Source organism: Streptomyces sp. NPDC006365 (assembly GCF_042870755.1).
GTDB lineage: Bacteria > Actinomycetota > Actinomycetes > Streptomycetales > Streptomycetaceae > Streptomyces > Streptomyces xiangluensis.
This window is the reverse complement of sequence record NZ_JBIAHS010000029.1, coordinates 1-20,549: the sequence shown is the minus strand read 5'-3', so window position 1 is coordinate 20,549 and position 20,549 is coordinate 1. Positions and strand designations below refer to the sequence as shown.

Annotated in this window: 23 protein-coding genes and 3 pseudogenes; 8 read left to right on the top strand and 18 right to left on the bottom strand. The window is 70.2% G+C overall.

Going from position 1 to position 20,549, the window contains the following annotated elements:
• Nucleotides 1-23 precede the first annotated feature (23 nt).
• Nucleotides 24-341, top strand: a pseudogene (locus ACFYO0_RS43285) (family 1 glycosylhydrolase); the annotation flags it as partial.
• A 30-nt stretch (nt 342-371) separates the two neighbouring features.
• Here the strand turns inward: ACFYO0_RS43285 and ACFYO0_RS43280 are convergent.
• From ACFYO0_RS43280 to ACFYO0_RS43270, 3 genes are all read right to left on the bottom strand, one after another.
• The gene (locus ACFYO0_RS43280) at nt 372-1,133 is read right to left on the bottom strand and encodes a DUF1775 domain-containing protein (protein WP_388687283.1); all 762 of its coding nucleotides are present in this window, start codon (nt 1,131-1,133) and stop codon (nt 372-374) included.
• 112 nt (nt 1,134-1,245) lie between these two features.
• Nucleotides 1,246-1,851 (bottom strand): sigma-70 family RNA polymerase sigma factor, encoded by a 606-nt coding sequence (locus tag ACFYO0_RS43275; RefSeq protein ID WP_388687281.1) that lies wholly within the window; start codon nt 1,849-1,851, stop codon nt 1,246-1,248.
• A gap of 79 nt (nt 1,852-1,930) precedes the next feature.
• The gene (locus ACFYO0_RS43270) at nt 1,931-2,644 is read right to left on the bottom strand and encodes a hypothetical protein (protein ID WP_388687279.1); all 714 of its coding nucleotides are present in this window, start codon (nt 2,642-2,644) and stop codon (nt 1,931-1,933) included.
• A gap of 193 nt (nt 2,645-2,837) precedes the next feature.
• Here ACFYO0_RS43270 and ACFYO0_RS43265 point away from each other — a divergent pair, with 193 nt between their 5' ends.
• Entirely contained in the window at nt 2,838-3,896 is a 1,059-nt protein-coding gene (locus ACFYO0_RS43265; protein ID WP_388687277.1) for a nitrous oxide reductase family maturation protein NosD, read from the top strand.
• A gap of 73 nt (nt 3,897-3,969) precedes the next feature.
• Nucleotides 3,970-4,998, top strand: coding sequence for a methyltransferase (locus ACFYO0_RS43260; RefSeq protein ID WP_388687276.1), 1,029 nt, complete (start codon nt 3,970-3,972; stop codon nt 4,996-4,998).
• A gap of 91 nt (nt 4,999-5,089) precedes the next feature.
• Here ACFYO0_RS43260 and ACFYO0_RS43255 read toward each other — a convergent pair whose 3' ends face one another.
• From ACFYO0_RS43255 to ACFYO0_RS43205, 11 genes are all read right to left on the bottom strand, one after another.
• A complete protein-coding gene (locus ACFYO0_RS43255; protein ID WP_388687395.1) occupies nt 5,090-5,422 on the bottom strand; it encodes a TcmI family type II polyketide cyclase in 333 nt (110 codons plus the stop codon).
• A gap of 38 nt (nt 5,423-5,460) precedes the next feature.
• Nucleotides 5,461-5,943 (bottom strand): SRPBCC family protein, encoded by a 483-nt coding sequence (locus tag ACFYO0_RS43250; RefSeq protein WP_388687274.1) that lies wholly within the window; start codon nt 5,941-5,943, stop codon nt 5,461-5,463.
• 1 nt (nt 5,944) lies between these two features.
• Nucleotides 5,945-6,202, bottom strand: a complete 258-nt coding sequence (locus ACFYO0_RS43245; RefSeq protein ID WP_388687273.1) for an acyl carrier protein — start codon at nt 6,200-6,202, stop codon at nt 5,945-5,947.
• Nucleotides 6,203-6,265: 63 nt separating this feature from the next.
• Nucleotides 6,266-7,507, bottom strand: a complete 1,242-nt coding sequence (locus ACFYO0_RS43240; protein ID WP_388687271.1) for a ketosynthase chain-length factor — start codon at nt 7,505-7,507, stop codon at nt 6,266-6,268.
• Nucleotides 7,504-8,772, bottom strand: a complete 1,269-nt coding sequence (locus ACFYO0_RS43235) for a beta-ketoacyl-[acyl-carrier-protein] synthase family protein (protein ID WP_388687269.1) — start codon at nt 8,770-8,772, stop codon at nt 7,504-7,506. Before ACFYO0_RS43235 ends, ACFYO0_RS43240 begins: the two co-directional genes overlap by 4 nt.
• Nucleotides 8,769-9,230, bottom strand: a complete 462-nt coding sequence (locus ACFYO0_RS43230) for a cupin domain-containing protein (protein WP_388687267.1) — start codon at nt 9,228-9,230, stop codon at nt 8,769-8,771. Before ACFYO0_RS43230 ends, ACFYO0_RS43235 begins: the two co-directional genes overlap by 4 nt.
• Before the next feature lie 102 nt (nt 9,231-9,332).
• Nucleotides 9,333-10,463, bottom strand: coding sequence for a SchA/CurD-like domain-containing protein (locus ACFYO0_RS43225; RefSeq protein ID WP_388687265.1), 1,131 nt, complete (start codon nt 10,461-10,463; stop codon nt 9,333-9,335).
• 183 nt (nt 10,464-10,646) lie between these two features.
• A complete protein-coding gene (locus ACFYO0_RS43220; protein WP_388687263.1) occupies nt 10,647-11,435 on the bottom strand; it encodes a class F sortase in 789 nt (262 codons plus the stop codon).
• Nucleotides 11,436-11,582: 147 nt separating this feature from the next.
• Nucleotides 11,583-12,182, bottom strand: coding sequence for a hypothetical protein (locus ACFYO0_RS43215; protein ID WP_388687262.1), 600 nt, complete (start codon nt 12,180-12,182; stop codon nt 11,583-11,585).
• A 145-nt stretch (nt 12,183-12,327) separates the two neighbouring features.
• The gene (locus ACFYO0_RS43210) at nt 12,328-14,007 is read right to left on the bottom strand and encodes an FAD-dependent oxidoreductase (RefSeq protein WP_388687260.1); all 1,680 of its coding nucleotides are present in this window, start codon (nt 14,005-14,007) and stop codon (nt 12,328-12,330) included.
• Nucleotides 14,008-14,158: 151 nt separating this feature from the next.
• The gene (locus ACFYO0_RS43205; RefSeq protein WP_388687258.1) at nt 14,159-14,512 is read right to left on the bottom strand and encodes a hypothetical protein; all 354 of its coding nucleotides are present in this window, start codon (nt 14,510-14,512) and stop codon (nt 14,159-14,161) included.
• 139 nt (nt 14,513-14,651) lie between these two features.
• Here ACFYO0_RS43205 and ACFYO0_RS43200 point away from each other — a divergent pair, with 139 nt between their 5' ends.
• From ACFYO0_RS43200 to ACFYO0_RS43180, 5 genes and pseudogenes are all read left to right on the top strand, one after another.
• Nucleotides 14,652-15,731: a YihY/virulence factor BrkB family protein gene (locus ACFYO0_RS43200; protein ID WP_388687257.1), complete on the top strand. Its 1,080-nt coding sequence runs from the start codon at nt 14,652-14,654 to the stop codon at nt 15,729-15,731.
• 72 nt (nt 15,732-15,803) lie between these two features.
• The gene (locus ACFYO0_RS43195) at nt 15,804-16,352 is read left to right on the top strand and encodes a phosphatase PAP2 family protein (RefSeq protein WP_388687255.1); all 549 of its coding nucleotides are present in this window, start codon (nt 15,804-15,806) and stop codon (nt 16,350-16,352) included.
• Nucleotides 16,353-16,485: 133 nt separating this feature from the next.
• Nucleotides 16,486-16,905, top strand: coding sequence for a phage holin family protein (locus ACFYO0_RS43190; RefSeq protein ID WP_388687253.1), 420 nt, complete (start codon nt 16,486-16,488; stop codon nt 16,903-16,905).
• Complete coding sequence (locus ACFYO0_RS43185) at nt 16,902-17,405, top strand: DUF3618 domain-containing protein (protein WP_388687252.1); 504 nt, start codon at nt 16,902-16,904, stop codon at nt 17,403-17,405. Before ACFYO0_RS43190 ends, ACFYO0_RS43185 begins: the two co-directional genes overlap by 4 nt.
• Nucleotides 17,402-17,667: pseudogene (locus ACFYO0_RS43180) on the top strand (DUF4235 domain-containing protein). The gene ACFYO0_RS43185 and the pseudogene ACFYO0_RS43180 overlap by 4 nt, the downstream one beginning before the upstream one ends.
• A gap of 36 nt (nt 17,668-17,703) precedes the next feature.
• On the opposite strand, the gene ACFYO0_RS43175 reads toward ACFYO0_RS43180, so the two are convergent.
• The 4 genes and pseudogenes from ACFYO0_RS43175 to ACFYO0_RS43160 all read right to left on the bottom strand — a co-directional run.
• Nucleotides 17,704-18,441 (bottom strand): HAD family hydrolase, encoded by a 738-nt coding sequence (locus ACFYO0_RS43175; protein ID WP_388687250.1) that lies wholly within the window; start codon nt 18,439-18,441, stop codon nt 17,704-17,706.
• A complete protein-coding gene (locus tag ACFYO0_RS43170; RefSeq protein ID WP_388687248.1) occupies nt 18,438-19,259 on the bottom strand; it encodes a DeoR/GlpR family DNA-binding transcription regulator in 822 nt (273 codons plus the stop codon). Before ACFYO0_RS43170 ends, ACFYO0_RS43175 begins: the two co-directional genes overlap by 4 nt.
• A gap of 74 nt (nt 19,260-19,333) precedes the next feature.
• Complete coding sequence (locus tag ACFYO0_RS43165; protein ID WP_388687246.1) at nt 19,334-20,377, bottom strand: zinc-binding dehydrogenase; 1,044 nt, start codon at nt 20,375-20,377, stop codon at nt 19,334-19,336.
• Between the two features lie 73 nt (nt 20,378-20,450).
• Nucleotides 20,451-20,549 (bottom strand): annotated as a pseudogene (locus ACFYO0_RS43160) (carbohydrate ABC transporter permease); the annotation flags it as partial.

The window sequence follows — 20,549 nt, the reverse complement described above, 5'->3', positions numbered from 1 at the left end:
CACCTGTTGTGACGCCGGGTGAATTGGTGCATGCCGCCGAGATCGTCGGCGACGTCCCGCTGATCGTCACCGAGAACGGCATCGCGACCGACGACGACAGTCGCCGTATCGACTACTACACCGGCGCCCTCGACTCGGTCGCCGCCGCCCTCGAGGATGGCATCGACGTACGGGGCTACCTGGCGTGGAGCGCCCTCGACAACTACGAGTGGGGCTCGTACAAGCCGACCTTCGGCCTCATCGCGGTCGACCCGGTCACCTTTGTGCGTACGCCCAAGCCGTCCGCCGCGTGGCTGGGCGGCTTCGGCCGCAGGCGGGAACTGCCGCGCGCGACCGGCTGACGAGCCGCCCAGCCCCGGAGCCGCAGTTCCTCAGGCTCCGCTGCGGCGGCTGTGGAGCCACCATGCCCCGCCGCCGAGTACCAGGACGGACGCGGCGATGCCGACCGGTACGCCGATGGGCATGCCGTCGTCGCCCTCCGCGTTGTTCGACACCGGCTCCGCCGCCGGTGTCGACGTGCTCGTCTTCGGCTCGCCCGCGGCTGCGTCGGACGAAGGGGCCGCCGTCGTGGGCTCCTCCGTCGGGCTCGGGCTCACGGGTTCGGCGCCGGGGGCGGCGGGTTTCAGGTCCAGGCGCGGGGCGGGGTTGCCGTGGCCGTGGCCGTCCGAGCCGCTGGTGTCGTCCACTTCGATCCAGCGGTCCACCTTGCCGTCGCTGTAGCTCTGCACGGTCTTGAAGACCAGCGACTTGGCGTCGGGCAACTGCCGTACGGTGACGACGTATTCGGCGTCCTCCCCGACGGCGAGCTTCGGTCCGGAGACCGTGTAACCCCGGTCGGTGGGGGTGAGCTTCCAGCCGTCCGGGCCCTCCTTGTAGGTGACGTCGCCGGGCGCGATGCCCTTCGGCAGGACCACCTCCAGCTTGCTGATGCCGGCCGAGCCGGACTCGGACTCCGCGTGGAAGGTCAGTGCGACGTTCCGGTCGAGGGCCCGGGCGCCCTCCGCCTCGACGTCCGCATGGGCGGCGGCCGGTCCCGCGGTGGCGACGGCGACCGCGACCGCGGCTGCCGTGAGGCCGCCGAGGGCGCCGACACGGCGCAGGCTGCGGGCAAGGGCAAGGCTCGGGTGATGCACAGGGACTCCTCGTACCGATGGTCGATGTGAAGGGGGCTGAGTCGGGGTTTTCCGGAGCGCCGCCGCCCGGCCCGTGAGCCGGGCGGCGGCGACGTACGCGTCGTACGCGATATCAGGCGGCCACCGCGGCCGGCGGTCGGTGGCCTTCGGCCTCGCACAGTGACTCGATCAGTGAGCTGCGGGCGCGGGCCACGCGTGAGCGCACCGTGCCGATCGGGCAGCCGCTGAACCGCGCTGCCTCCTCGTACGACAGGCCCAGCATCTGGGTCAGTACGAAGGCCTCGCGGCGGTCGTCGGGCAGTGCGGCCAGCAGTTCCGCCAGGGCGATGCCGTCGTCGAAGCCGGGCAGGCCGCGCGGCTGGGCGCGCTCGGCCGCGGACTGCCAGTTGTCCCGGTCCGACAGGCGGGGCCGGGCGGAGGCGTACCGGATGTTGTCGATGACCGCGCGACGCGCGATGGCCAGCAGCCAACTCCGCGCCGAGGAACGGCCTTCGAAACGGTGCAGGCTGCCGAGGGCCCGCAGGAAGGTGTCCTGGGTCAGGTCGTCGGCCGCTTGCGGATCGGCGCCGAGGTACGTCACGTAGCGGCTGACGTCCCGGTGGAGGGCGCGGACGAACTTCTCGACGGCGTCCAGGTCACCACCACGGGCGGCGAGCGCCCAGGACGTTATCGACTCGTCGTGCGGGCAGGGTGAGCTGTGCAGGGCAGGAGTGAACACCTGTGTCCTTCTCGGGGTCCGGGAACCAGGCCGGAGCAGAGAGCTCGGCGGTTCCGGTGACTGTTGGCTCCGGCTGTCGTCAGAGGACAGCGGGCCCGGCGGGCGGACCCCGAGAAGTGATGGCGTATACGAGGAGGAGCTGCCGCAGCGCGCGAACCGCACGGCCCCTCGGGGCGCGGACGCGCGGGCGGTACGGCGGCGTGGGCGGCCGGAGCGGCAGCCGCAGGGGAGCGACGAGCCACCCGGCGAGAACCCGCAGGATACGGAAGGCGGCGCGCTCACCGTGGGCGAGCCACAGGCCGCCCAGCAGGGCGGCGGCCAGGTGGGCGGCGAGCATGCCGGTGAGGGACATGCCGCCCATAAGATGCCCCGCCTGGGCCGTGGAGGCTGAGGCGTCCATCGAGGACATGCCTGCCATGCCGTGGCTCATGGAGTGCGCGGTTGTCGCCGTGCCGTCCGAGTGCGTACCGCTCCCCGGCGGCGTGCACAGCAGATAGCGCACCCACCGCTGCGCGAGCGACGCCGATCCCGGCCGTACGGCCGCCTGCGCGAGCGAGAACACCGCGTGGAGGGCCACCTGGGTGGCGAGCGAGAGGGAACCGACCATGAAGAGTCCGCGTTCCCGGCCAGCCAGACCCCACGCCATACCGCCCGCGGCCACTGCTCCGGCGGCCAGTGCCCAACCGGGCACCGCGACACCGGACGTCATCACGTGTCCCTGGACAGCGAACAGCACGCAGACGACCGCGAACATCGCGGCCCTCAGCGTACGAACACTCCGTCCAGCACTCATGGAGACTTCATCCTTGCACCGGCTGTTGGGCCGTCACAGCCCAATACGGACAACCACCGGGTGCGCCACTCAATCCGGCGCGTGTGATCCAGGCCACTGGCAGTTCCGCCGCCGGTGCCTCTGCCCGTTGGGACACGCCGCCGGATGGCGCATCCGGCCTGCAGGGCGGCAATTGGTGCATAAAGTGAAGAATATGACGAAACGTAATATCGCCTATCTGGCGTGCGCAGCAGCAGTCATCGGGACGGGGCTCGGGGCTGCACCGCCGACCGCAGGCCATACGGTCCACGTGGTCCATCCGGGAGAGTCGATCCAGAAGGCGGTGGACGCCGCCGAACCGGGAGACAGCGTTCTCCTGCGCCGCGGCACCTACCGCGAGAGCGTCAACGTGAGCACGCCCGGGCTCACACTGCGCGGCGCGGACCGCGGCGTCGTGATCAAGCCGGGCACAAAGAGGGCCGCCAACAGCTGTGCCGCGGACGGCAACGGCATCTGTGTGGTGGGGACGAAGGACCGCAGAGTTGAGGGCGTCACCATCGCCTCCCTGAAGGTGACCGGCTTCGCCAAGAACGGGGTCTACAGCGCGAGGACCGACGGCCTGAAGGTGCGGAACGTGACCGCGGTGAAGAACGGGGTGTGGGGCATCGCCCAGGAGGGCTCCGTCCGCGGCGTGTTCCGGTGGAACACCGCGCGGGACAACGGCGACGCGGGCCTGTTCCTCGCCAACACGGTCACGGCCGAGCAGGGCGCGGCGAACGCCCGGGGAACGGTCGTGGAGCACAACCGGCTGGAGGGCAACCGCATCGGCGTCACCGTCCGGCGCCTGCGGAACCTCAGCGTCGCGGGCAACGACGTCACCGGCAACTGCGCCGGAGTGTTCGTCGTCGGTGACGAGAACAAGCCGAGGGCCGGCGACCTGTCCGTACGGGACAACCACATCGCGCGGAACAACGAGTACTGCCCGAAGACCGAGCGGCTGCCCTTCCTGCAGGGCTCCGGCATCGTCCTGACCGGTGCCGAGAGGACTCTCGTGACCGGGAACGAGATCACGGACAACGTCGGCAAGTCGCCGTTGTCGGGCGGCGTCGTCCTGTTCAAGAGCATGGTGGGCGTCACCAGCGAGCGGAACCGGATCAGCGACAACCGGCTGGAGGGCAACGCCCCCGCCGACCTCGTCAACACGGACACCGGCAAGGGCAACACCTTCGAAGGCAACTCCTGCGGAGTGTCCAGCCCCGCGGGACTGTGCTGACCGGCCGGCCGTATCCATCGCATCCATCGCATCCATCCGCGGAGCAAGAGCAGTGAAGGAAGGAACGCGGCACATGACGACCGCACAGACTGCCCCACCGCCGTCCATGAGGCTGAGGGAGCTCGTGTTCGGAGCGGCATGTGCCGCCGCCCTCCGCGCAGCCGTCCGGCTGGGGGTTGCCGACGCTCTCGGTGACGGCCCCATGGCTGTCGAGGACCTCGCGGGCGCGGTGAAGGCCGAACCCCGGCCGCTGCGACGGCTGTTGAGAGCCCTGTCCTGTTACGGCGTCTTCGCCGAGCGGCCGGACGGGACGTTCGTGCACACCGACATGTCCCGGCTGCTGCGCGAGGACGACCCGCACAGTCTGCGCAACATCTCGCTGTGGTGTACGGAGCCGTGGACGTGGGACGCGTGGCCCCGCCTCGACGAGGCGGTGCGCACCGGACGGAACGTCGTCGAGGAGCTGTACGGCAAGGAGTTCTTCGTCTACCTCAATGAGGACGCCCCGGAATCGGCCGACGTCTTCAACCGCGCCATGACGACGTCCAGCGTGCAGTCCGCGCGGGATGTGGCCGACTTCCTCGATCTGTCGGGGAGTTCATCGGTCGCCGACATCGGGGGCGGCCAGGGGCGTGTGGTGGCGAGCCTGCTGGAGAAGTACCCCTCGATGCACGGTGCGCTGCTCGATCTGCCGCGGGTGGTGGAGAACGCCGATCCACGGCTTCGTGTGGGCGGCGAGTTCGGGGACCGGATGCGCATCGTGGCCGGGGACTGCCGGGTGGCCGTTCCGATCAGGGCAGATGCGTACATCATCAAGAACATCCTGGAGTGGGACGACGACAGTACGGCCCGGACCCTGCGCAACGTCATCGAGGCGGGCGGACCCGGAGCTCGGGTCGTGGTCATCGAGAATCTCGTCGACGACACCCCGTCGATGCGGTTCAGCACCGCCATGGATCTGCTGCTGCTCCTCAACGTCGGCGGGGCCAAGCACACCACCGAGAGCATGACCCGGCGGCTGACCGACGCGGGGCTGGTCATCGGTGACGTACGACCGGTCAATCCGTATCTGCACGCGTTCGACTGCACCGTGCCCGGCTGATCAGCGCGTTTCGCAGACCAACGGCCGCCGGGCCCCCGACTGAATGTCGTGGGCCCGGCGGCCGTTGGCGTTGTGCGCTTCAAACGCTGGTTCAGGCCGCGGGATCCCGCTCCCAGCGGTAGAAGCAGTGGGCCATCGCGTCCTTCGGGGATCGCCAGGTCGCGGGGTCGTACGCGGTGACATACGCCGACAGCCGCTCGCTGATGTCCCGGAACTCGGGGTGTCCGGCCATCTTGGCGATGGCCGGACCGGGGTCCTGTTCGGACTCGATGAGGTGCAGGTACACCTCGCCGAACTGGAAGAGGCTGCGCCGGGCGACTCCCACGAGATGCGGCAGCTCGCCCCGGTCGGACTCCTCGAACACCTTGGCGATGTCGGGCGCCGAACCCGGCATCATCCGGGCGACGATCAGACTCTGGTGCATGGACTTGGACTGAGGCATCGACCTGTTCTCCGTCCGGGTCAGTCGGTGAGGGACGGCACGGGACGGCGTTGTTCCGTGGCGGCCTGTTCGATGCGGTCCCGGATCAGGGCCATCTGGACCTTGGAGTTCTTGTTGATGTTGTCCGTCATCCAGGCGTCGTCGACCGGTGCCTCCGGCTTCATCGCGAAGTCCTGCGTCCACACCATCCGGGTGCCCTCCGGCACCTTCTCGTACTGCCAGCGGATGTTCATGTACGCGAAGGGCCCCGTCTCGACGCGGCGGGCGCGCACGGTGAGCGCGTCGCGGTCCGTTTCCCGCTCCGAGACCCAGCTCCAGACGGTGCCGTTCTCGTCGGGCTTCATGGTCAGCCGGAAGGTGGTCTTGTTGCCCTCCCGGGAGAGGATCTCGACCGAGGCGTACTCGCTGAACAGCTGAGGCCAGTTCGCCACGTCGTTGGTCATGTCCCAGACCAGGTCCAGCGGGGCGGCGATGGTGATGTCGTTCTCCGTGTGTCCGGTCATGTCACGCTCCTGCCACGAGGGCACCGTTGACGAGGTCGAGGAACTGCCGCGGGGTCTTGCAGCGCTCCGCGTCGGGAGGCAGTGGCGTACCGTACCGCTGCTCCAACTCGCCCACGACGCCGAGCAGACCGAGCGAGTCGATGCCGAGCGCGTCGAAGCCGGAGTCGCTGCGCTCCTGCAGTTCGCCGGGGGCGACGGTGACTCCGGCTGCCTTCTTCATGAGTTCGGACAGCTCTTCCACGGTGATTTGCTCACTCATGCGCTTCCTCTCCTTTGCTCCCTCGCCTCGCAACGAGACGTTCTTTCGGTCGTTCGCCCACGCCTACGGGGCTCCACGCCGCAGCACGAGCGCCGAGTTCGCCCCCATGAGGCCCCGGCTGAGGACGAGCGCCGTGCGCAGTTCTGCGGCACGGGCCCGGCCGGTCACGAGATCGAGGTCATGGCAGACGTCGAAGACGTTGGGGGTGGGCGGGATCAGCCCGTGCTCCATCGCGAGCACGGCCGCCGCGGCGTCCAGCACGGACGCCGCGCAGTAGCCGCGGCCGATACCCGTCTTGGGGGCCGTGACGGGTACGCGGCCGCCGTGTGCGCCGAGGGCGTCGGCGATCGCCAGTGCCTCGGCACGGTCCGCCTCCGGTACGCCGAGAGCGTCGGCGAAGACCACGTCGATCTCCCCGGGAGCGCAGCCGGCCTCCTCCAGGGCGCCGCCGATGGCCCGGGCGAGCCCTTGCCTGGACTCCGCCCAGCGGGAGGCGCCGGTGAACGTGGCCGCGTGTCCGGCGACGGTGGCCCGTACGCTCGCGCCCCGCTCCCGAGCCGCGCGCTCGTCCTCCACGACGAGCATGGCGCCGCCCTCGGCGGGCACGAATCCGCAGGCTTCGGCGGTGAACGGGCGATAGGCGTGCGCCGGGTCATCGGCGGTGCTCAGTTCCCGGTAGCCGAGCTGGCAGACCACCGAGTAGGGGGCCAGCGGTGCCTCGGTCGCTCCGGCCACGATCACGTCGGTGCCGCGGCGCGCGGCGCGCGCCGCGTGGGCGAGAGCGTCCAGACCGCCGGCCTCGTCGGCGGCGACGACCGAGCAGGGACCCTTGAAGCCGCGCCGGATGGAGATCTGGCCCGTGCTGGCGGCGTAGAACCAGGCGATGGACTGGTACGGGCCGACGTAGCGACTGCCCTTCCCCCACAGTTGCTGCAGCTCGCGCTGCCCGAACTCGCCGCCGCCGGAACCCGCCGCGGTGACCACGCCCACGGAGAACGGCGCGTCGTCGGTGTCGGCCTGGCCGAGGCGGGCGTCGTCCAATGCGAGGTCGGACGCGGCCAGCGCGAAGTGCGTGAACCGGTCGGTCTGCACGAGGTGGCGCTCCTCGACCGCCTCCGAGGCCTCGAAGCCCCGTACTTCGCCGGCCACCCGCAGTGGCAGGTGCTCACAGCCTTCGCGGGTGACCCGGTCGAGGACGCTGATGCCCTCCTGAGTGGACTTCCAGAAGGACTCGGTGCTGGGTCCGTTGGGCGCGATCACGCCGATTCCGGTGACGGCGGCACGCCGCGGATGCGGTTCACTCATAGCGTCGTCTCCCTTGGCCGGGTCAGGACCACCGCGGACTGGAAGCCGCCGAACCCGCTGCCCACGGAGAGCACGTTGTTCAGTCTCCGCTCGCGAGCGACGCGCGGAACGTAGTCCAGGTCGCACTCGGGGTCCGGGGTCTCGTAGTTCGCGGTGGGCGGTACCACCTGGTGGGTCAGGGCCAGCACACAGGCGACGAGTTCGATCGCCCCGATCGCGCCGAGGGAGTGGCCCACCATGGACTTGATGGAGCTCATGGGGATGTCGTAGGCGTGCTGTCCCAGGGCCCGTTTCACCGCGGCGGTCTCGTGACGGTCGTTCTGCTGGGTGCCCGAGCCGTGCGCGTTGACGTAGTCGATCGCTGTGCCGGCGAGCCCGGCGTGGCCGAGGGCCGTCTCGATCGCCCGGGCCATCTCCAGGCCCTCCTTGGTCAGACCGGTCATGTGGTAGGCGTTGCCGAAGGTGGCGTAGCCGCTGAGCTCGCAGTACACGTGCGTGCCGCGGGCCAGGGCGTGTTCGAGCTTCTCCAGGACGAGTACGGCACTGCCCTCGCCCATGACGAACCCGTCACGGTTGGCGTCGAAGGGACGCGAGGCATGGGCGGGGTCGTCGTTGTTCGCGGAGGTGGCTTTGATTGCGTCGAAGCACGCCATGGTGATCGGCGATATCGGCGAGTCCGAGGCGCCGGCTATGCAGACATCGGCCCGGCCCTCCCCGATGGTGTGGAAGGCGTAGCCGACCGCGTCGAGGCCCGAGGTGCAGCCCGTGGACACGGTCTGCACCGGCCCGCGCGCTCCGAACCTCTCCGCCACCGCCGAGGCGAGCGTGCTCGGCGAGAACGCGCGGTGCAGATGCGGGCCGGCCTCCCGGTGGTCCACGTCCCAGCGCTGTCCGTGCTGGCTGACCAGGACGTAGTCGTTCTCGAGGCGGGTGGTGCCACCCACCGCGGTTCCGAGGGAGACCCCGACCCGCCACGGGTCCTCCCGGCCGAGGTCCAGGCCTGCGTTCCGTATCGCTTCCTCCGCGGCGACCAGGGCGAACTGCACGTACCGGTCGGAGCGTGCGACCTGCTCCGCGTCCAGCCCGTGGGCCGCCGGATCGAAGTCGCACTCGGCGGCTATCCGCGAACGCAGGCCGGTCGGGTCGAAGAAGGTGATGCCCCGGGTCGCCGTACGCCCGCCCGCCAGGAGGTCCCAGAAAGCCGGTACACCGATGCCGCCCGGGGCGACGACGCCTATGCCGGTGACCGCCACGCGCCCGGTCATGAACCGACCTTGCGTCGGTCGACCGTCCGGCCTCCAGTCGTGCCGGCTCCCTCCGAGGGGACCGCGACTGCCTCGGTCCCCTCGGTGTCGACGTGACCGAGCGGCGGGCTCGGCGCCAGCGGACCGAGGTGGAAGACGAGGCGCGCCTCCGCCTTGCCGACATTGCGGAAACGGTGCCGCATACGGATGGGGATCATGAGCCCCTGCTCGGGCCGCAGCGGCAGAGGATCGCCATCCAGGTCGACCTCCAGCTCCCCGCAGAGGACGTACACGAACTCCTCGGAGTACGGGTGGTAATGCTCACCGATGCGCTCGCCGGGCTGCACGATGGCCACGCCCATGAAACCGCTGGTGGAGCCGACCGTGGCGGGGGTGAGCATGGCGCGCAGATCGCCGCCGCGCCGGGTGTTGGGCTCAACCTCGCTGAGATCCACGATTCTGGGACGGGGTTTGATCACGACGTTGCTCCGATCGTGTGCTGTGCCGGCATGAGGGTTCGGCCGGCATGAGGGCCGTGGTCGCCGCGACCCGCGTAGTGGACGGATCAGGCTTCGGTCGAGTCAGGCTTCGGGCGAGCGGCGGTCGGTGACGAAGTCCATGCGGGCGAGGCCGAGCAGGCGGGGAAGGTCCGCACCGCCGGCTTCGTCCAGGAGCGTCGTCAGCTTGGTCGCGGGGCCGGGGTCCGGGAAGCCGAGGGCCAGCACCGGGTCGGCGGCGTCGAGGCCGCCGCGCACATCGATCAGCCGGACGACCACGTCGTCGCGCTGGAAGATCGTGCTGCGCAGCACCGGGCTGTACGGGCTGCCCGCCGCCGCTTCGTCCTGCCGGGCCAGCAGTTCGGCCAGCCGCATGCCGCAGCCGGGCCGCGCCGGGTAGTACAGGGCATGCCGCTCCGCCTGCGGGTCCTCCTGCTCCGCCGTCACATGGTGTACGGCGGGCAGCGCGGCCCGAGTGAAGAAGACCCGGGCGGACTCGGGGTCGTCGAGATCCCGGTCCTGCTCCAGATAGGGGTTGATGGCCTCTTCCACGGCTCGTACCTCGGGCTGCCGGGCGACGTGACGCAGCGCGGTGAGCAGGTCGCCCCGCACCTCGATGGCCCGCACCACCCGGTTGCCGTGCATGAACAGGGACGTACGGCACAGCCGGGTGGTGTCGTCGACCCGTGGTTCGGGCGAGGCGTAGTCGGCGAGGATCTTCGCGACGGCAGCCTCACTACCCGGCTTGACCGTGAAGGTGAGGGCGTGGCGGATCACGCCGTCCCCGATCCGGGGCGAGGCCTGGAGACGGCGCTTCGCGGGGGTGGCTTCCGCCGGGCCACCGGTCTCGCGTACGACATGGAAGCGAAGCGACCTCGTGTCCCGGACACAGCTGTGCAGCGGCTCCACCATCTGGACGTGCTCCTCGCTGTTCACCCAGGCAAGGAACGGCGGGGCGCTCTCCCACTCACTCGTGATGAGCCACTGCGAGGGGTTCTCGATCGACTGGCACAACTGGTCGCTGACATGCCCGGGAACGGACGCGACCTGGTTGCACAGTTGCTCGTACGCCTCCAGGAACTGCTGCTGGGCTCCGTCGTGAACGTCCACCAACAGGACGACACGAAGCCGGGAGCCGTCGAACACGGACTGGGAGACACGCTGCGAGACATGGCGCGTCAGCCGTTCTGAAGCAGGTGCGGACGTAGTGGTCATCCTGCTCACTTCTCCTTCGCGGGCAGAGGTGGACGTCGGCCGCGGTGCTGCGACATCGGCGTGGCTCGATCCTGTGCCCGTCCCCGGGAGCGCGCGACTCGTATGGACTACGCGGGTGATGGGCCATGAGGGAACCCCGGCACCCAACTGCGCTGGGGTGGCCGGGGCTTCGGATACCGGGGTTCAGACGAGATGGGCGAAGACCACCAGGTTCTCCGGGTAGTCCTTGGCCGAACGGTCGTAGACACCCGCACAGGTGATGAGCCGTACCTCGGCCCGGTTCGTGTCGGCGTAGACACGATCGTCGGGGAACTTGTCCTTCTTGAAGGTCTCCGCACTGTCGACCACGAAGGACGCCCTGATCCCGTCGGCCCGTGCGATGTGGAAGACATCGCCCTTCCTCAGTTCGCGCAGGCGCGCGAACACGGCCGCGGAGGTGGTGGTGTCGACGTGCCCGGCGATGATCGACGTGCCCAGCTCGCCGGGGGAGGCGCCCTTGGCGTACCAGCCAACGAGGTTGACGTTGTCGGCGGGCGGGGCTTCGAGCTGCCCCTTGGCGTCGAGGGCGAGGGGGATGAAGGGAGCTTTGACCAGGATCTTCGGGATGTGCAGGAGGGTTGGCTGCGAGCGGGGCAGCTGCTTCTCCGCTGTCGCAGGCGGCTCCGTCTTGGGCGGGGGCGTCACCGCCTGGGGTGCGGCGGGCGGGACCTGCTGGGCAGTCGGCGGGTGCAGGGAACGTTGGACGGTGCCGGAGGACGAGTCCTCGCCGCCGTACAGGGTGGCCGCCAGGACCACGAAGGCCGCGGCGCACAGCATGGTCAGGGCCGTACGGAATCGGTTCTCGGCCGGGGCCTCGTCGTCGCCGGAGGGGGCGTGGCCGGGAGAGGGGGAGGTGCTGGCGTAAGGGGAGTTACAGGCAGAAGGGGGAGAGGGTGGATAGGTGGGACGAGGGGGATAAGGGGGAGCTGCCATCGGGGACCACCTCACTAGGACGCGGCAGCGGGTGGAGGGGCTCGCGGCGGTCGGTCCTCCGCGAGATGGGCTCGGGGAGGGCCGGCCGGGCCGCCACACGGCAACGTGCGAGTGGCGGCCACGGCGGCTATGTCGTACGACACAGGGTCAGGCCACGCTCGCGACGCTCTTCTTGCGGCGCACCGCGTACAGGCCGGCTCCGGCGACCGCCAGGACGGCCAGACCGCCCGCGGTCATCGGCCGCTCGGCCAGCCCGCCGCCGCCGGTGTGCACGCCGCCGTGGGGCTTGTCGTGCTTGCCGTGCTTGTCCTTCCAGTCCTTGCCGTACCCCTTGTCCCCCTTGTCCTTGTGGCCCTCCGAGCCGTTCTTGGTGCCCCAGTCGTCCTGGCCGACCGCGGTCAGCGCGCCACCGCCGGTGTGCACGCCTCCGTGCGGCTTGCCGTGCTTGTCCTTCCAGTCCTTGCCGTGCCCCTTGTCCTTGCCCCAGTGGTCCTCGCCGACCGCGGTCAGCGCGCCACCGCCGGTGTGCACACCGCCGTGCGGCCAGTCGTGCTTGTCGTGCTTGCCCTTCCAGTCCTTGCCTTCCTTGCCGTGGTCCTTGCCGTGGTCCTTGCCGTAGGAGGAAGAGTTCTCGCCCTTGGAGGAGGAGTCCTGCTGGTCCCAGTCACCCGCGTAGGCGCCGGGAGCGCCGATAGCCAGGACGGCCGCAGCAGCCCCGGTGGCCAGGAGCATTCGAGCAGAGCGCATCTGACGATCCTTCCGCCGTGGCCGGGCAGCCGACACCTCGTCAGCTGAGTCACCCGACCCCGATGTGAACCACCGTCAGTCACTTGTCCCTCGCCCACCACTCGGGGCGCTCAGCCGGGTGACGCCGCGCCGATCAGCTACCGGTTCAGCTCAGTGCCAGGACCGTCGTCAGGACTTGGCGCAGCGTCAATTCCACATCCTGTACCGGACCTGACGATCGCCATGCGACGAACCCGTCGGGCCGCACGAGTACGGCGCCTGTACGTGTCGTGCCGTGGCGTTCCGCCCAGTCGGCATCGTCCTCGGGCGCCAGCTCGCTGCCGGCTCCGGTACCGATCCGGTACGAGACGAGTGGCACGGACAACTCCTCGGCAAGGCGGACGGCGGCCTGGTGCCAGCCGCTCGCGTCCTCGGCGTCGCCGTCGCTGAGCAGCACCAGGGATCGCTCGTAGAGGTCGAGGGTGGAGATCCGCCTGCCCTGGTGCCGTACCCACAGGTGGGGTGCCCGGCTGCCGGGGTCCCCGGTCAGGGCGAGTTTCTCCGGGACGACCGGGGCCGCGGGATCGGCGCCGACGACGGCGCCGCGCGGGTAACGGTGACCGAGGACCACATTGAGGATGCCCTGCCGCGGACCGCCGCCGACGCCGGGCGGCGGGGCGAATCCGGGGTGGCTGTGCTCGGCCGACCGTACGGCGGCGCGGGCGCTGGTCGCCTCCGCCACCGGACGCCGTTCGAGGTCGTACGTGTCCAGCAGTCCGTCCCCGGCCCAGCCGCCGAGTACCGCGGCCAGTTTCCAGGCGAGGTTGTGGGCGTCCTGGATACCGGTGTTGGAGCCGAAGGCGCCGGTCGGGGACATTTCATGGGCCGAGTCGCCGGCCAGGAAGACCCGTCCCGACCCGTAGCCGCGGGCCACGCGCTGGGCGGCGTGCCAGGGCGCCTTGCCGGTGATACGGACGTCGAGGTCCGCGTCCCCGACCGCGCGGCGGATGTGGTCGGCACAGCGCTCGTCGGTGAACTCCTCGAGTGTTTCGCCGAGTTCGGGGTGCCAGGGGGCGTGGAAGACCCAGTTCTCGTGGTTGTCCACCGGCAGCAGCGCGCCGTCGGCGTCCGGGTTGGTGAGGTAGCAGACGATGAAGCGACGGTCGCCCACCACCTTGGCGAGGCGGTGGGAACGGAAGGTCACGCTGATGTTGTGGAACAGGTCGCCGGGGCCACTCTGGCCGATGCCGAGCTGTTCCCGTACGGGGCTGCGGGGGCCGTCGGCGGCGACGAGGTACTCAGCGCGGATGGTGGTGTGTTCACCCGTCTGCCGGCTCTTGACCACCGCGCTGACACCGGAGGAGTCGGCGTCGAAAGACATCAGTTCGGTGGAGAACCGCAGGTCGCCGCCGAGTGCCGTGGCACGGTCGAGCAGGACCGGCTCCAGGTCGTCCTGGCTGCACAGACACCAGGAGCTCGGGCTGAAGCGGGCCAGCCCGCCGCCCGGGTCGATCTCCTTGAACAGCCACTCGCCCGCGTCGCCGACCAGCGTGGGCGTCTGCAGGATGCCGTGGTTGTCGGAGAGGGTTTCCGCGGCCTCCCGGATGGCCGGCTCGACACCGGCCACCCGGAACAGCTCCATCGTGCGTACGTTGTTGCCCCGGCCGCGAGGATGGATGGAAGTACCGGCATGACGCTCCACCAGCGTGTGCCGCACCCCCATCCGGCCGAGGAACAGCGAGGTCGACAGGCCGACCAGGGAACCGCCGACGATGAGCACCGGGACCTCATGGGCCGCCGGGCCGGATCGACCAGCTCGACCGTCTCGATCGGCTCTTTCGTTCATCACGCGCCTCCAGGGTGTGGGTCATCTCCGCCGACTCGGCCGAATCCGGCCGGGATCTCCATGCATGCCCCGCAACACGGAGGGTGGCCCACTCTTCACCCGGAGCGATGTGCCGGCCGTGGCTCACTCCCACGACCGGACTACGCGGTCCTCAGGAACGGTGGGTGACCCAGCGGAGGACGGAATCGGTGACCGCGTCGCCGAGGGAGCTGATGGCATCCACGGCGTACCGGTCGCCAGGGCGCGGTGCGATACCGCGAACGGTGAGCGCGGCATACAGGTCCAGCCGGCGCTGGTCCGCGGCGCCGAGGGCGACGATGTTCAGACGCTGAGCGGGATCGGGAGGCGGCAACAGGTGGTCACTGCTGCTTCCGCTTCCTCCGTACGGGGTCGGGCGGTGGGCATCGTGTCCGGATTCGGCTGAGGAGACATATGGGTCGCAGATGGGGTCGCAGTCGGCCCAGGCATCCTCGGTCGGGACGAGCGTGTCGCTGAATGCGGTCACCGCGGATCTCCCTTGCTCGGGTGTGTGTCTGCCCGTTGAAGTCGCCAGGCCGGTCACCGTTGGTTGCACCGTTCCTCAGCAATCACTCGAATGCCGCAAAAGTATGGATAGGCGCTGCTCGGCCGGATACTCGTGCCGGATGGTACGGACACTGAAACGGCATGGAAGGCATGGCAGGAACGGTGTGGCCGACCAGAAGGCCGAGACCGTCCGGGCCCCGCAGGCACCTCAGGCAACCGAGGTCGGGCCGGATGAGCAGGTGGAGCGGCAGGCGCCGGACACCCCGACGGATCTGCCCAAGCGTTCCTGGTCGGCTGTGCTGAAAGGCACTCTGAAGGAGTTCAAGAAGGACGAGCTGACCGACCGGGCCGCGGCGCTGACGTACTACGGGATCCTGGCGCTGTTCCCGGGGCTGCTGGCATTGATCTCGCTGGTCGGGATCGCCGGACAGGCGGCGACGCGGGAGGTGCTGGACAACATCCGGAGTCTCGCCCCGGGGGCGGCGCGGGACGTCCTGAGCAACGCGGTGCAGCAGTTGCAGGGCAACGCCGGGATCGGCTCCGTCATGGCGATCGTGGGGCTGGTGCTCGCGGTGTGGTCGGCTTCCGGCTATGTCGCCGCGTTCATCAGGAGCGCGAACGCGGTCTACGACGTCCCCGAGGGCCGTCCGGTGTGGAAGGTGCTGCCGGTGCGGGTGGGCGTGACCGTGGTGCTGATGCTCATGGCCGTGGTCAGTGCGCTGATCGTCGTGTTGACCGGCGGTCTGGCCCGGCAGATCGGCACCGCCCTGGGCGTCGGTGACACGGCCCTGACGGTGTGGTCGATCGCGAAGTGGCCGGTGCTGGTGGTCCTGGTCACGATCATGATCGCGATCCTGTACTGGGCGACGCCGAACGCGAGGGTCCGCGGCTTCCGCTGGGTCACGCCGGGGAGTTTCCTGGCGCTGGCGATCTGGATGATCGCTTCGGCGGGGTTCGCGTTGTACGTGGCGAACTTCGGCTCGTACAACAGGACCTACGGCGCGCTCGCCGGCGTGATCATTTTCCTGGTGTGGCTGTGGATCACCAACCTGGCGATCCTGCTCGGCCTGGAGTTCGACGCGGAGCTGGCCCGCCAGCGTGCCGTCGCAGGCGGCTACCCGGCCGAGAAGGAGCCGTATGTGCAGCCGCGCGACACCCGGAAGTGGGACGAGGAGGACCGCCGCCGCCTTGAATCCTGAGGTGGTGGATCATCGCCGCGAGCTGGCGTGAGAGGGCCCTGGACAGGAAGTCTGCCGGTCATGGGGTTGGTCATGGGAACGATGGCGGATCTGCGTGGCGGGGATCGCCGGCTCGCCAGGTGGTCGATCGGGTGGCGGCCACCCTGGGTGCGGAAGGTCATGCCCGCGGTGGAGGAGGCGGCCGAGCACACCAAGTTGTGGTGGGCGGCGGCCGGGCTGATGGCCGCTGTCGGCGGGTGGCGCGGCCGTACGGCTGCCGTCGCCGGCGTGGCGTCCATGGCGACGGCACAGGTGCTCTCCAACGCGGTCGTCAAGCAGGTGTCCCGGCGGCGCCGCCCGCCACGGGAATGGGTTCCGCCGGAGGACCTCAGGGGCCGCCCGGCCAGCTCCTCCTTTCCCTCCGGGCACACGGCTGCCGGCTTCGCCTTCGCCGGAGCCGTCACGCCGGTGTGGCCGGCCGCAGGTGCCGCCTGTGGGATGTCGGCGGTGATGGTGGCCGCGGAGCGCGTGCACAGCGGTGCGCACTACCCCTCCGACGTGGCTGCCGGCGGCGTGATCGGGCTGGCCGCAGCCGCCCTGGTACGCGCCGCCCCACGACTGCCGTGGCGACATGTGCTCTGACGTGTGGTGATGCGCCGTCGCGGGGGTACTCGGGGCCCACCGGACGGCGGAACAGGAGGCCGCAGATTTCGCGGAAAGGCCGACGAAGGACCGACCGACGAAGGACCGACCGACGAAGGACAGGTGAGCACCCATGACGGCAGGGGGCTCCCCTCGCACCGGCAACGGATCGCAGGAACCGGTCGGTGACCTGGTGCAGCGTGCCTCGCAGCAGCTGTCGCAACTGGTCCGCGACGAGATGCGCCTGGCGCAGGCGGAGATGACCGAGAAGGGCAGGCGGTTCGGCAAGGGCGGCGGCCTGTTCGGCGGCGCCGGCCTGGTGGGCGTCTTCACCCTGCAGGCACTGCTGGCCACCGCGATCGCCGCGCTCTCGCTCGTACTGGACGTGTGGGCGGCGGCGCTGATCGTCAGCGGTGTCCTGGCCGTCATCACCGCGCTGATGGCGACTCTCGGCAGGCAGCAGGTCGGCACGACCTCCCCGCCGAGGCCCGAGCAGGCCATGGACAGCTTCAAGGCCGACGTGGCCGAGATCAAGGAGAAGGCACAGCGATGACCAAGGACAAGCCGCCCACGGGTGATGAGGCAGCACGCTCTTCGGAGGAACTGCGTGAGCAGGTCGAGGCGACTCGTGAGGAGCTCGGCGAGACCGTCGAGGCCCTCGCGGCGAAGGCGGACGTCAGGACTCGAGCCCAGGAGAAGACGGTGGCCGTCAAGCAGCAGGTCGCTCAGAAGAGCACACAGGTCAGGGCCCAGCTGCGGGACAAGGCGGCGCACGCGGCCCACGTGGTGCACGACAGGACCCCGGAGCCGGTGCGTGACAAGGCCGCCGCCGCCACGGGGCAAGTCCGCGACAAGGCCGCCGCCGCCACCGGACAGGTCCGAGTCAAGGCGGCGCACGTCGGAGAGCTGGCCCGGGAGAAGGCTCCGGAGCCGGTTCGTGAGAAGGCCGGAAGGGGCATGCAGGCGGCGCGGGCCAACCGCACCCCGCTGCTCGCCGCGGCGGGCGCGCTCATCGCGCTGGTGCTCATCCGCCGCTCCAGGAGGTGTCGATGAAAGCCTCGAAGTTCGCCTACAAGCCGGTCGGCATGGCCATGGGCGCCCTCAGCGGCGTCCTGGCCGGTTCGGTGTTCAAGCAGGTCTGGAAAAGGCTCGGCCATGAAGAGGACGCCCCGACGCGACCGACGAGCACCGGACCTGGCGCGAGGTCGTGTCGGCAGCCGTCGTGCAGGGCGCGATCTTCGCCGGCGTCAAAGCCGCCGTCGACCGAGGCGGCGCCGTCGCCACCCGCCGCCTGACGGGCACCTGGCCCGGCTGACTGCTCCTACGGCGCCCCCAGAGGCCGGACCCCCACTCAGTCCACTAGCCGCACTACTTCCCCCAGGCCGCGCTCACCGGTGCGGTGTTCCGCCGGCAGGATGTAGGTGCGCAGACCGCAGGCCGTCGCGCCGCCGTCGCGGACCGGGTTGTCGCCGACCATGAGCGCGGCGCGGGGGTCGGTGCCGAGGCCGGCGCAGGCCTTGAGGAACAACTCGGGATCGGGCTTTTCGCGGGCCTGCTCGTAGGAGATGACGCAGGTGTCGATCAGGGCGTCCAGGCCGTGGTGTGACAGGTGGGTGCGCAGGTCCCAGGCGAAGTCGCTGACTATGGCGATGCGCAGTCCGCGTTCGCGCAGGGCGCGCAGGACCGGTTCGGTGTCGGGGTAGGGGAACCAGGCGTCGGGCGCGGTGAGTTCCTGGTAGGCCTCCTCCTCCACGCCTCGCAGGAAGTCCACTTGCTCCCACCATCCGTGCATGGCGCGGCGGTGCTGCTCGGAGGAGAGGTCCCGGCCTTCCTGGAGGGCGACGACGGAGGGTAGCCGGAACGCGGTGCGCAACTGATCGGAGATCTCGGCCACCGCGCCGGGCTCGTTCAGTGCGGCGAGGCGGCCGGAGGAGGCGCCGACCCGGCGGAGCCACGTCTCCAGGTCGATCATCTGGAAGATGGTGTTGCTGAAGTCGAAGAGGACGGCCTCGACCGGAGGCACAGGCGCGGCCATCTCGGCGTCGCTGGGGCGGTAGGCGCTCGGTGTTTCGAACAGGGTGTGGATCACAGGGAGGGCTCTTCGGGTTCGGGCGTCTCGACCTCGACCGTCTCAACGGGGACTCCGAGGTCGCGTATGGCTGCGAGTTCCGCGTCGGGAGTGCCGGTGTCGGTGATGACGGCGTGGTAGTCGGCCACGGTGCCGTACGTGTACGTGGCGGTCTTGCCGAACTTCGAGTGGTCCGCGAGGAGCAGCGCCTGTTCGGCGGAGGCGAGCATGGCCAGCTTCACCTCGACGTAGTCGCTCAGGGGGTGGAAGAGGCGGCCCTCCAGGACGGCGGTGGCGGACATCAGGGCGAGGTCGGCCCGGATCCGGGACAGGGCGCGGGTGACGGTGGGACCGGTGCAGGAGTTGAAGTCGCCGCGGTACTGGCCGCCCAGCAGGGTCACGCTCACGCCGGGCGCGGACCCGAGGCGCTGTGCGAGGCCGACGGAGTTGGTGACGACGTGCAGTTGGTCCAGCCCCGCCATCGCGGGGACCAGGGGGAACAGGGTGGTCGAGTCGTCCATGAGCACCGTGCTGCCCGGCCTGATCCGGTCGGCGACGGCTGCGCACAGCGCGTTCTTGGCCGCGAGGGCGCTGTTCTCCCGGAAGCGGGTGGCGGTCTCCATGGTGAGAGCGGGGAAGGCGACGGCCCGTCCGCGCTCCTTGCGCAGCAGATGGCGCCCGGCGAGGTCGTCCAGGTCCCGGTGCATCGTCATCAGGCTGACGTCGAACTGCCGGGCGAGCTCGTCGATACGGGTCTCGCCGTGCTCGGCGACGTACCGCAGCACGGTCTGGCGCCGCTCCTCGACGGCGGTCTGCGACAGTCGCGTACGCGCGGCCACAGCGCCCCTCCTTCCCGGTCGATCCGGTCTCGCAGTTTCCCACACGGGCCGATGGAGGCCGGAGCCCGTCCGGCTCACGGGACCACCAGACCGTCCACCGTGACCAGCACCTTGACCTGCTCGGGATCGACGGAAGCGGCGAATGCCTTGGCGGCGTCCTCCAGCGGGTACGTGGCGGTGACGATCTCGGTGGTGTCGACGGCGCCCGAGGCGATCAGGGACATCGCGGTGCGGTAGTCCTCGCCGGTGTACATCAGGGTGCCCTCGATGCGGATCTCCCGGTCCTGGACCAGGTCCAGACGGACCGGGGTCGGGCCGGCGGCGCCCACGCCCACCACGACGATGTGACCGCCCTTGGCGACCAGGTCGGTGGCCTGGGCCATGGACCGCTCCTGGGCCACACAGTCGAAGACGACGTCGACCGGACCGCCGAGCGCCGCGTGGACCTGCTCGACCAGGTCGGCGGCGTCGGCGGGCAGGGACGTGTCGGCACCGAGGCGCAGCGCCCGCTCCCGCTTGCCTGCCAGCAGGTCGGTGACGGCGATCCGGCCGGCGCCCGCGTGCCGGGCGGCGAGGAGGGTGAGCAGACCGATCGGCCCCGCGCCGAGTACGGCGACCGTACGGCCGGTGAGGTCACCGGCCTTCGCCACGGCGTGCACCGGAGTGGCCAAGGGCTCGACGAGGGCGGCCTCGACGTCGGTCATGCCGACGGGTACGCGGTGGACACGGTCGGCTGGGATGGTGAACAGGTCGGTCATGGCGCCGGGCATCTGGCAGCCGAAGACCCTCAGTTCCTGGCAGATGTTGTAGTGGCCGGAGCGGCACTGGGGGCACCGGCCGCAGTACAGGTTGGGTTCGATGATCACCCGGTCGCCGGGCGCGAAGTCCTCGGCTCCCCTTCCTCCCGCGGCGACCACCCCGACCGCCTCGTGACCTGGGCGATAGGGCAGGTCGATGAAGGGATGGTGGCCTGCCGCCGCATGGGTGTCGGAGCCGCACACGCCGACAACGGTGGTACGTATGAGGAGTTCGTCGTCCCCGGGGACGGGTACGGGCACCTGCTCGATGGCGATGTCGTCCAGGGAGCGGACGAGTACCCGGCGGATCTGCTCGGTCATGGGGGTCCGTTCGGTTCGGGCTTTCACGCGGTGACGGGAGCGGGCTGGATCTGGTTCTTGCGTGACGCGGTCCTCACTTGACTGCTCCCAGGGACAGGCCGCGGACGAGTTTGTCCTGGGCGGCGAAGCCGGCGATGAGGACGGGCAGGGAGACGAGGGTGGCCGCGGCGCA

Excerpts from the sequence above, each read along its gene's own strand:
- ACFYO0_RS43270 (WP_388687279.1), bottom strand. The coding sequence starts at position 2,644 with ATGAGTGCTGGACGGAGTGTTCGTACGCTGAGGGCCGCGATGTTCGCG.
- ACFYO0_RS43265 (WP_388687277.1), top strand. The coding sequence starts at position 2,838 with ATGACGAAACGTAATATCGCCTATCTGGCGTGCGCAGCAGCAGTCATC.
- ACFYO0_RS43260 (WP_388687276.1), top strand. The coding sequence starts at position 3,970 with ATGACGACCGCACAGACTGCCCCACCGCCGTCCATGAGGCTGAGGGAG.
- ACFYO0_RS43255 (WP_388687395.1), bottom strand. The coding sequence starts at position 5,422 with ATGCACCAGAGTCTGATCGTCGCCCGGATGATGCCGGGTTCGGCGCCC.
- ACFYO0_RS43250 (WP_388687274.1), bottom strand. The coding sequence starts at position 5,943 with ATGACCGGACACACGGAGAACGACATCACCATCGCCGCCCCGCTGGAC.
- ACFYO0_RS43245 (WP_388687273.1), bottom strand. The coding sequence starts at position 6,202 with ATGAGTGAGCAAATCACCGTGGAAGAGCTGTCCGAACTCATGAAGAAG.
- ACFYO0_RS43240 (WP_388687271.1), bottom strand. The coding sequence starts at position 7,507 with ATGAGTGAACCGCATCCGCGGCGTGCCGCCGTCACCGGAATCGGCGTG.
- ACFYO0_RS43235 (WP_388687269.1), bottom strand. The coding sequence starts at position 8,772 with ATGACCGGGCGCGTGGCGGTCACCGGCATAGGCGTCGTCGCCCCGGGC.
- ACFYO0_RS43225 (WP_388687265.1), bottom strand. The coding sequence starts at position 10,463 with ATGACCACTACGTCCGCACCTGCTTCAGAACGGCTGACGCGCCATGTC.
- ACFYO0_RS43220 (WP_388687263.1), bottom strand. The coding sequence starts at position 11,435 with ATGGCAGCTCCCCCTTATCCCCCTCGTCCCACCTATCCACCCTCTCCC.
- ACFYO0_RS43215 (WP_388687262.1), bottom strand. The coding sequence starts at position 12,182 with ATGCGCTCTGCTCGAATGCTCCTGGCCACCGGGGCTGCTGCGGCCGTC.
- ACFYO0_RS43210 (WP_388687260.1), bottom strand. The coding sequence starts at position 14,007 with ATGAACGAAAGAGCCGATCGAGACGGTCGAGCTGGTCGATCCGGCCCG.
- ACFYO0_RS43200 (WP_388687257.1), top strand. The coding sequence starts at position 14,652 with ATGGTACGGACACTGAAACGGCATGGAAGGCATGGCAGGAACGGTGTG.
- ACFYO0_RS43195 (WP_388687255.1), top strand. The coding sequence starts at position 15,804 with ATGGGAACGATGGCGGATCTGCGTGGCGGGGATCGCCGGCTCGCCAGG.
- ACFYO0_RS43190 (WP_388687253.1), top strand. The coding sequence starts at position 16,486 with ATGACGGCAGGGGGCTCCCCTCGCACCGGCAACGGATCGCAGGAACCG.
- ACFYO0_RS43185 (WP_388687252.1), top strand. The coding sequence starts at position 16,902 with ATGACCAAGGACAAGCCGCCCACGGGTGATGAGGCAGCACGCTCTTCG.
- ACFYO0_RS43165 (WP_388687246.1), bottom strand. The coding sequence starts at position 20,377 with ATGACCGAGCAGATCCGCCGGGTACTCGTCCGCTCCCTGGACGACATC.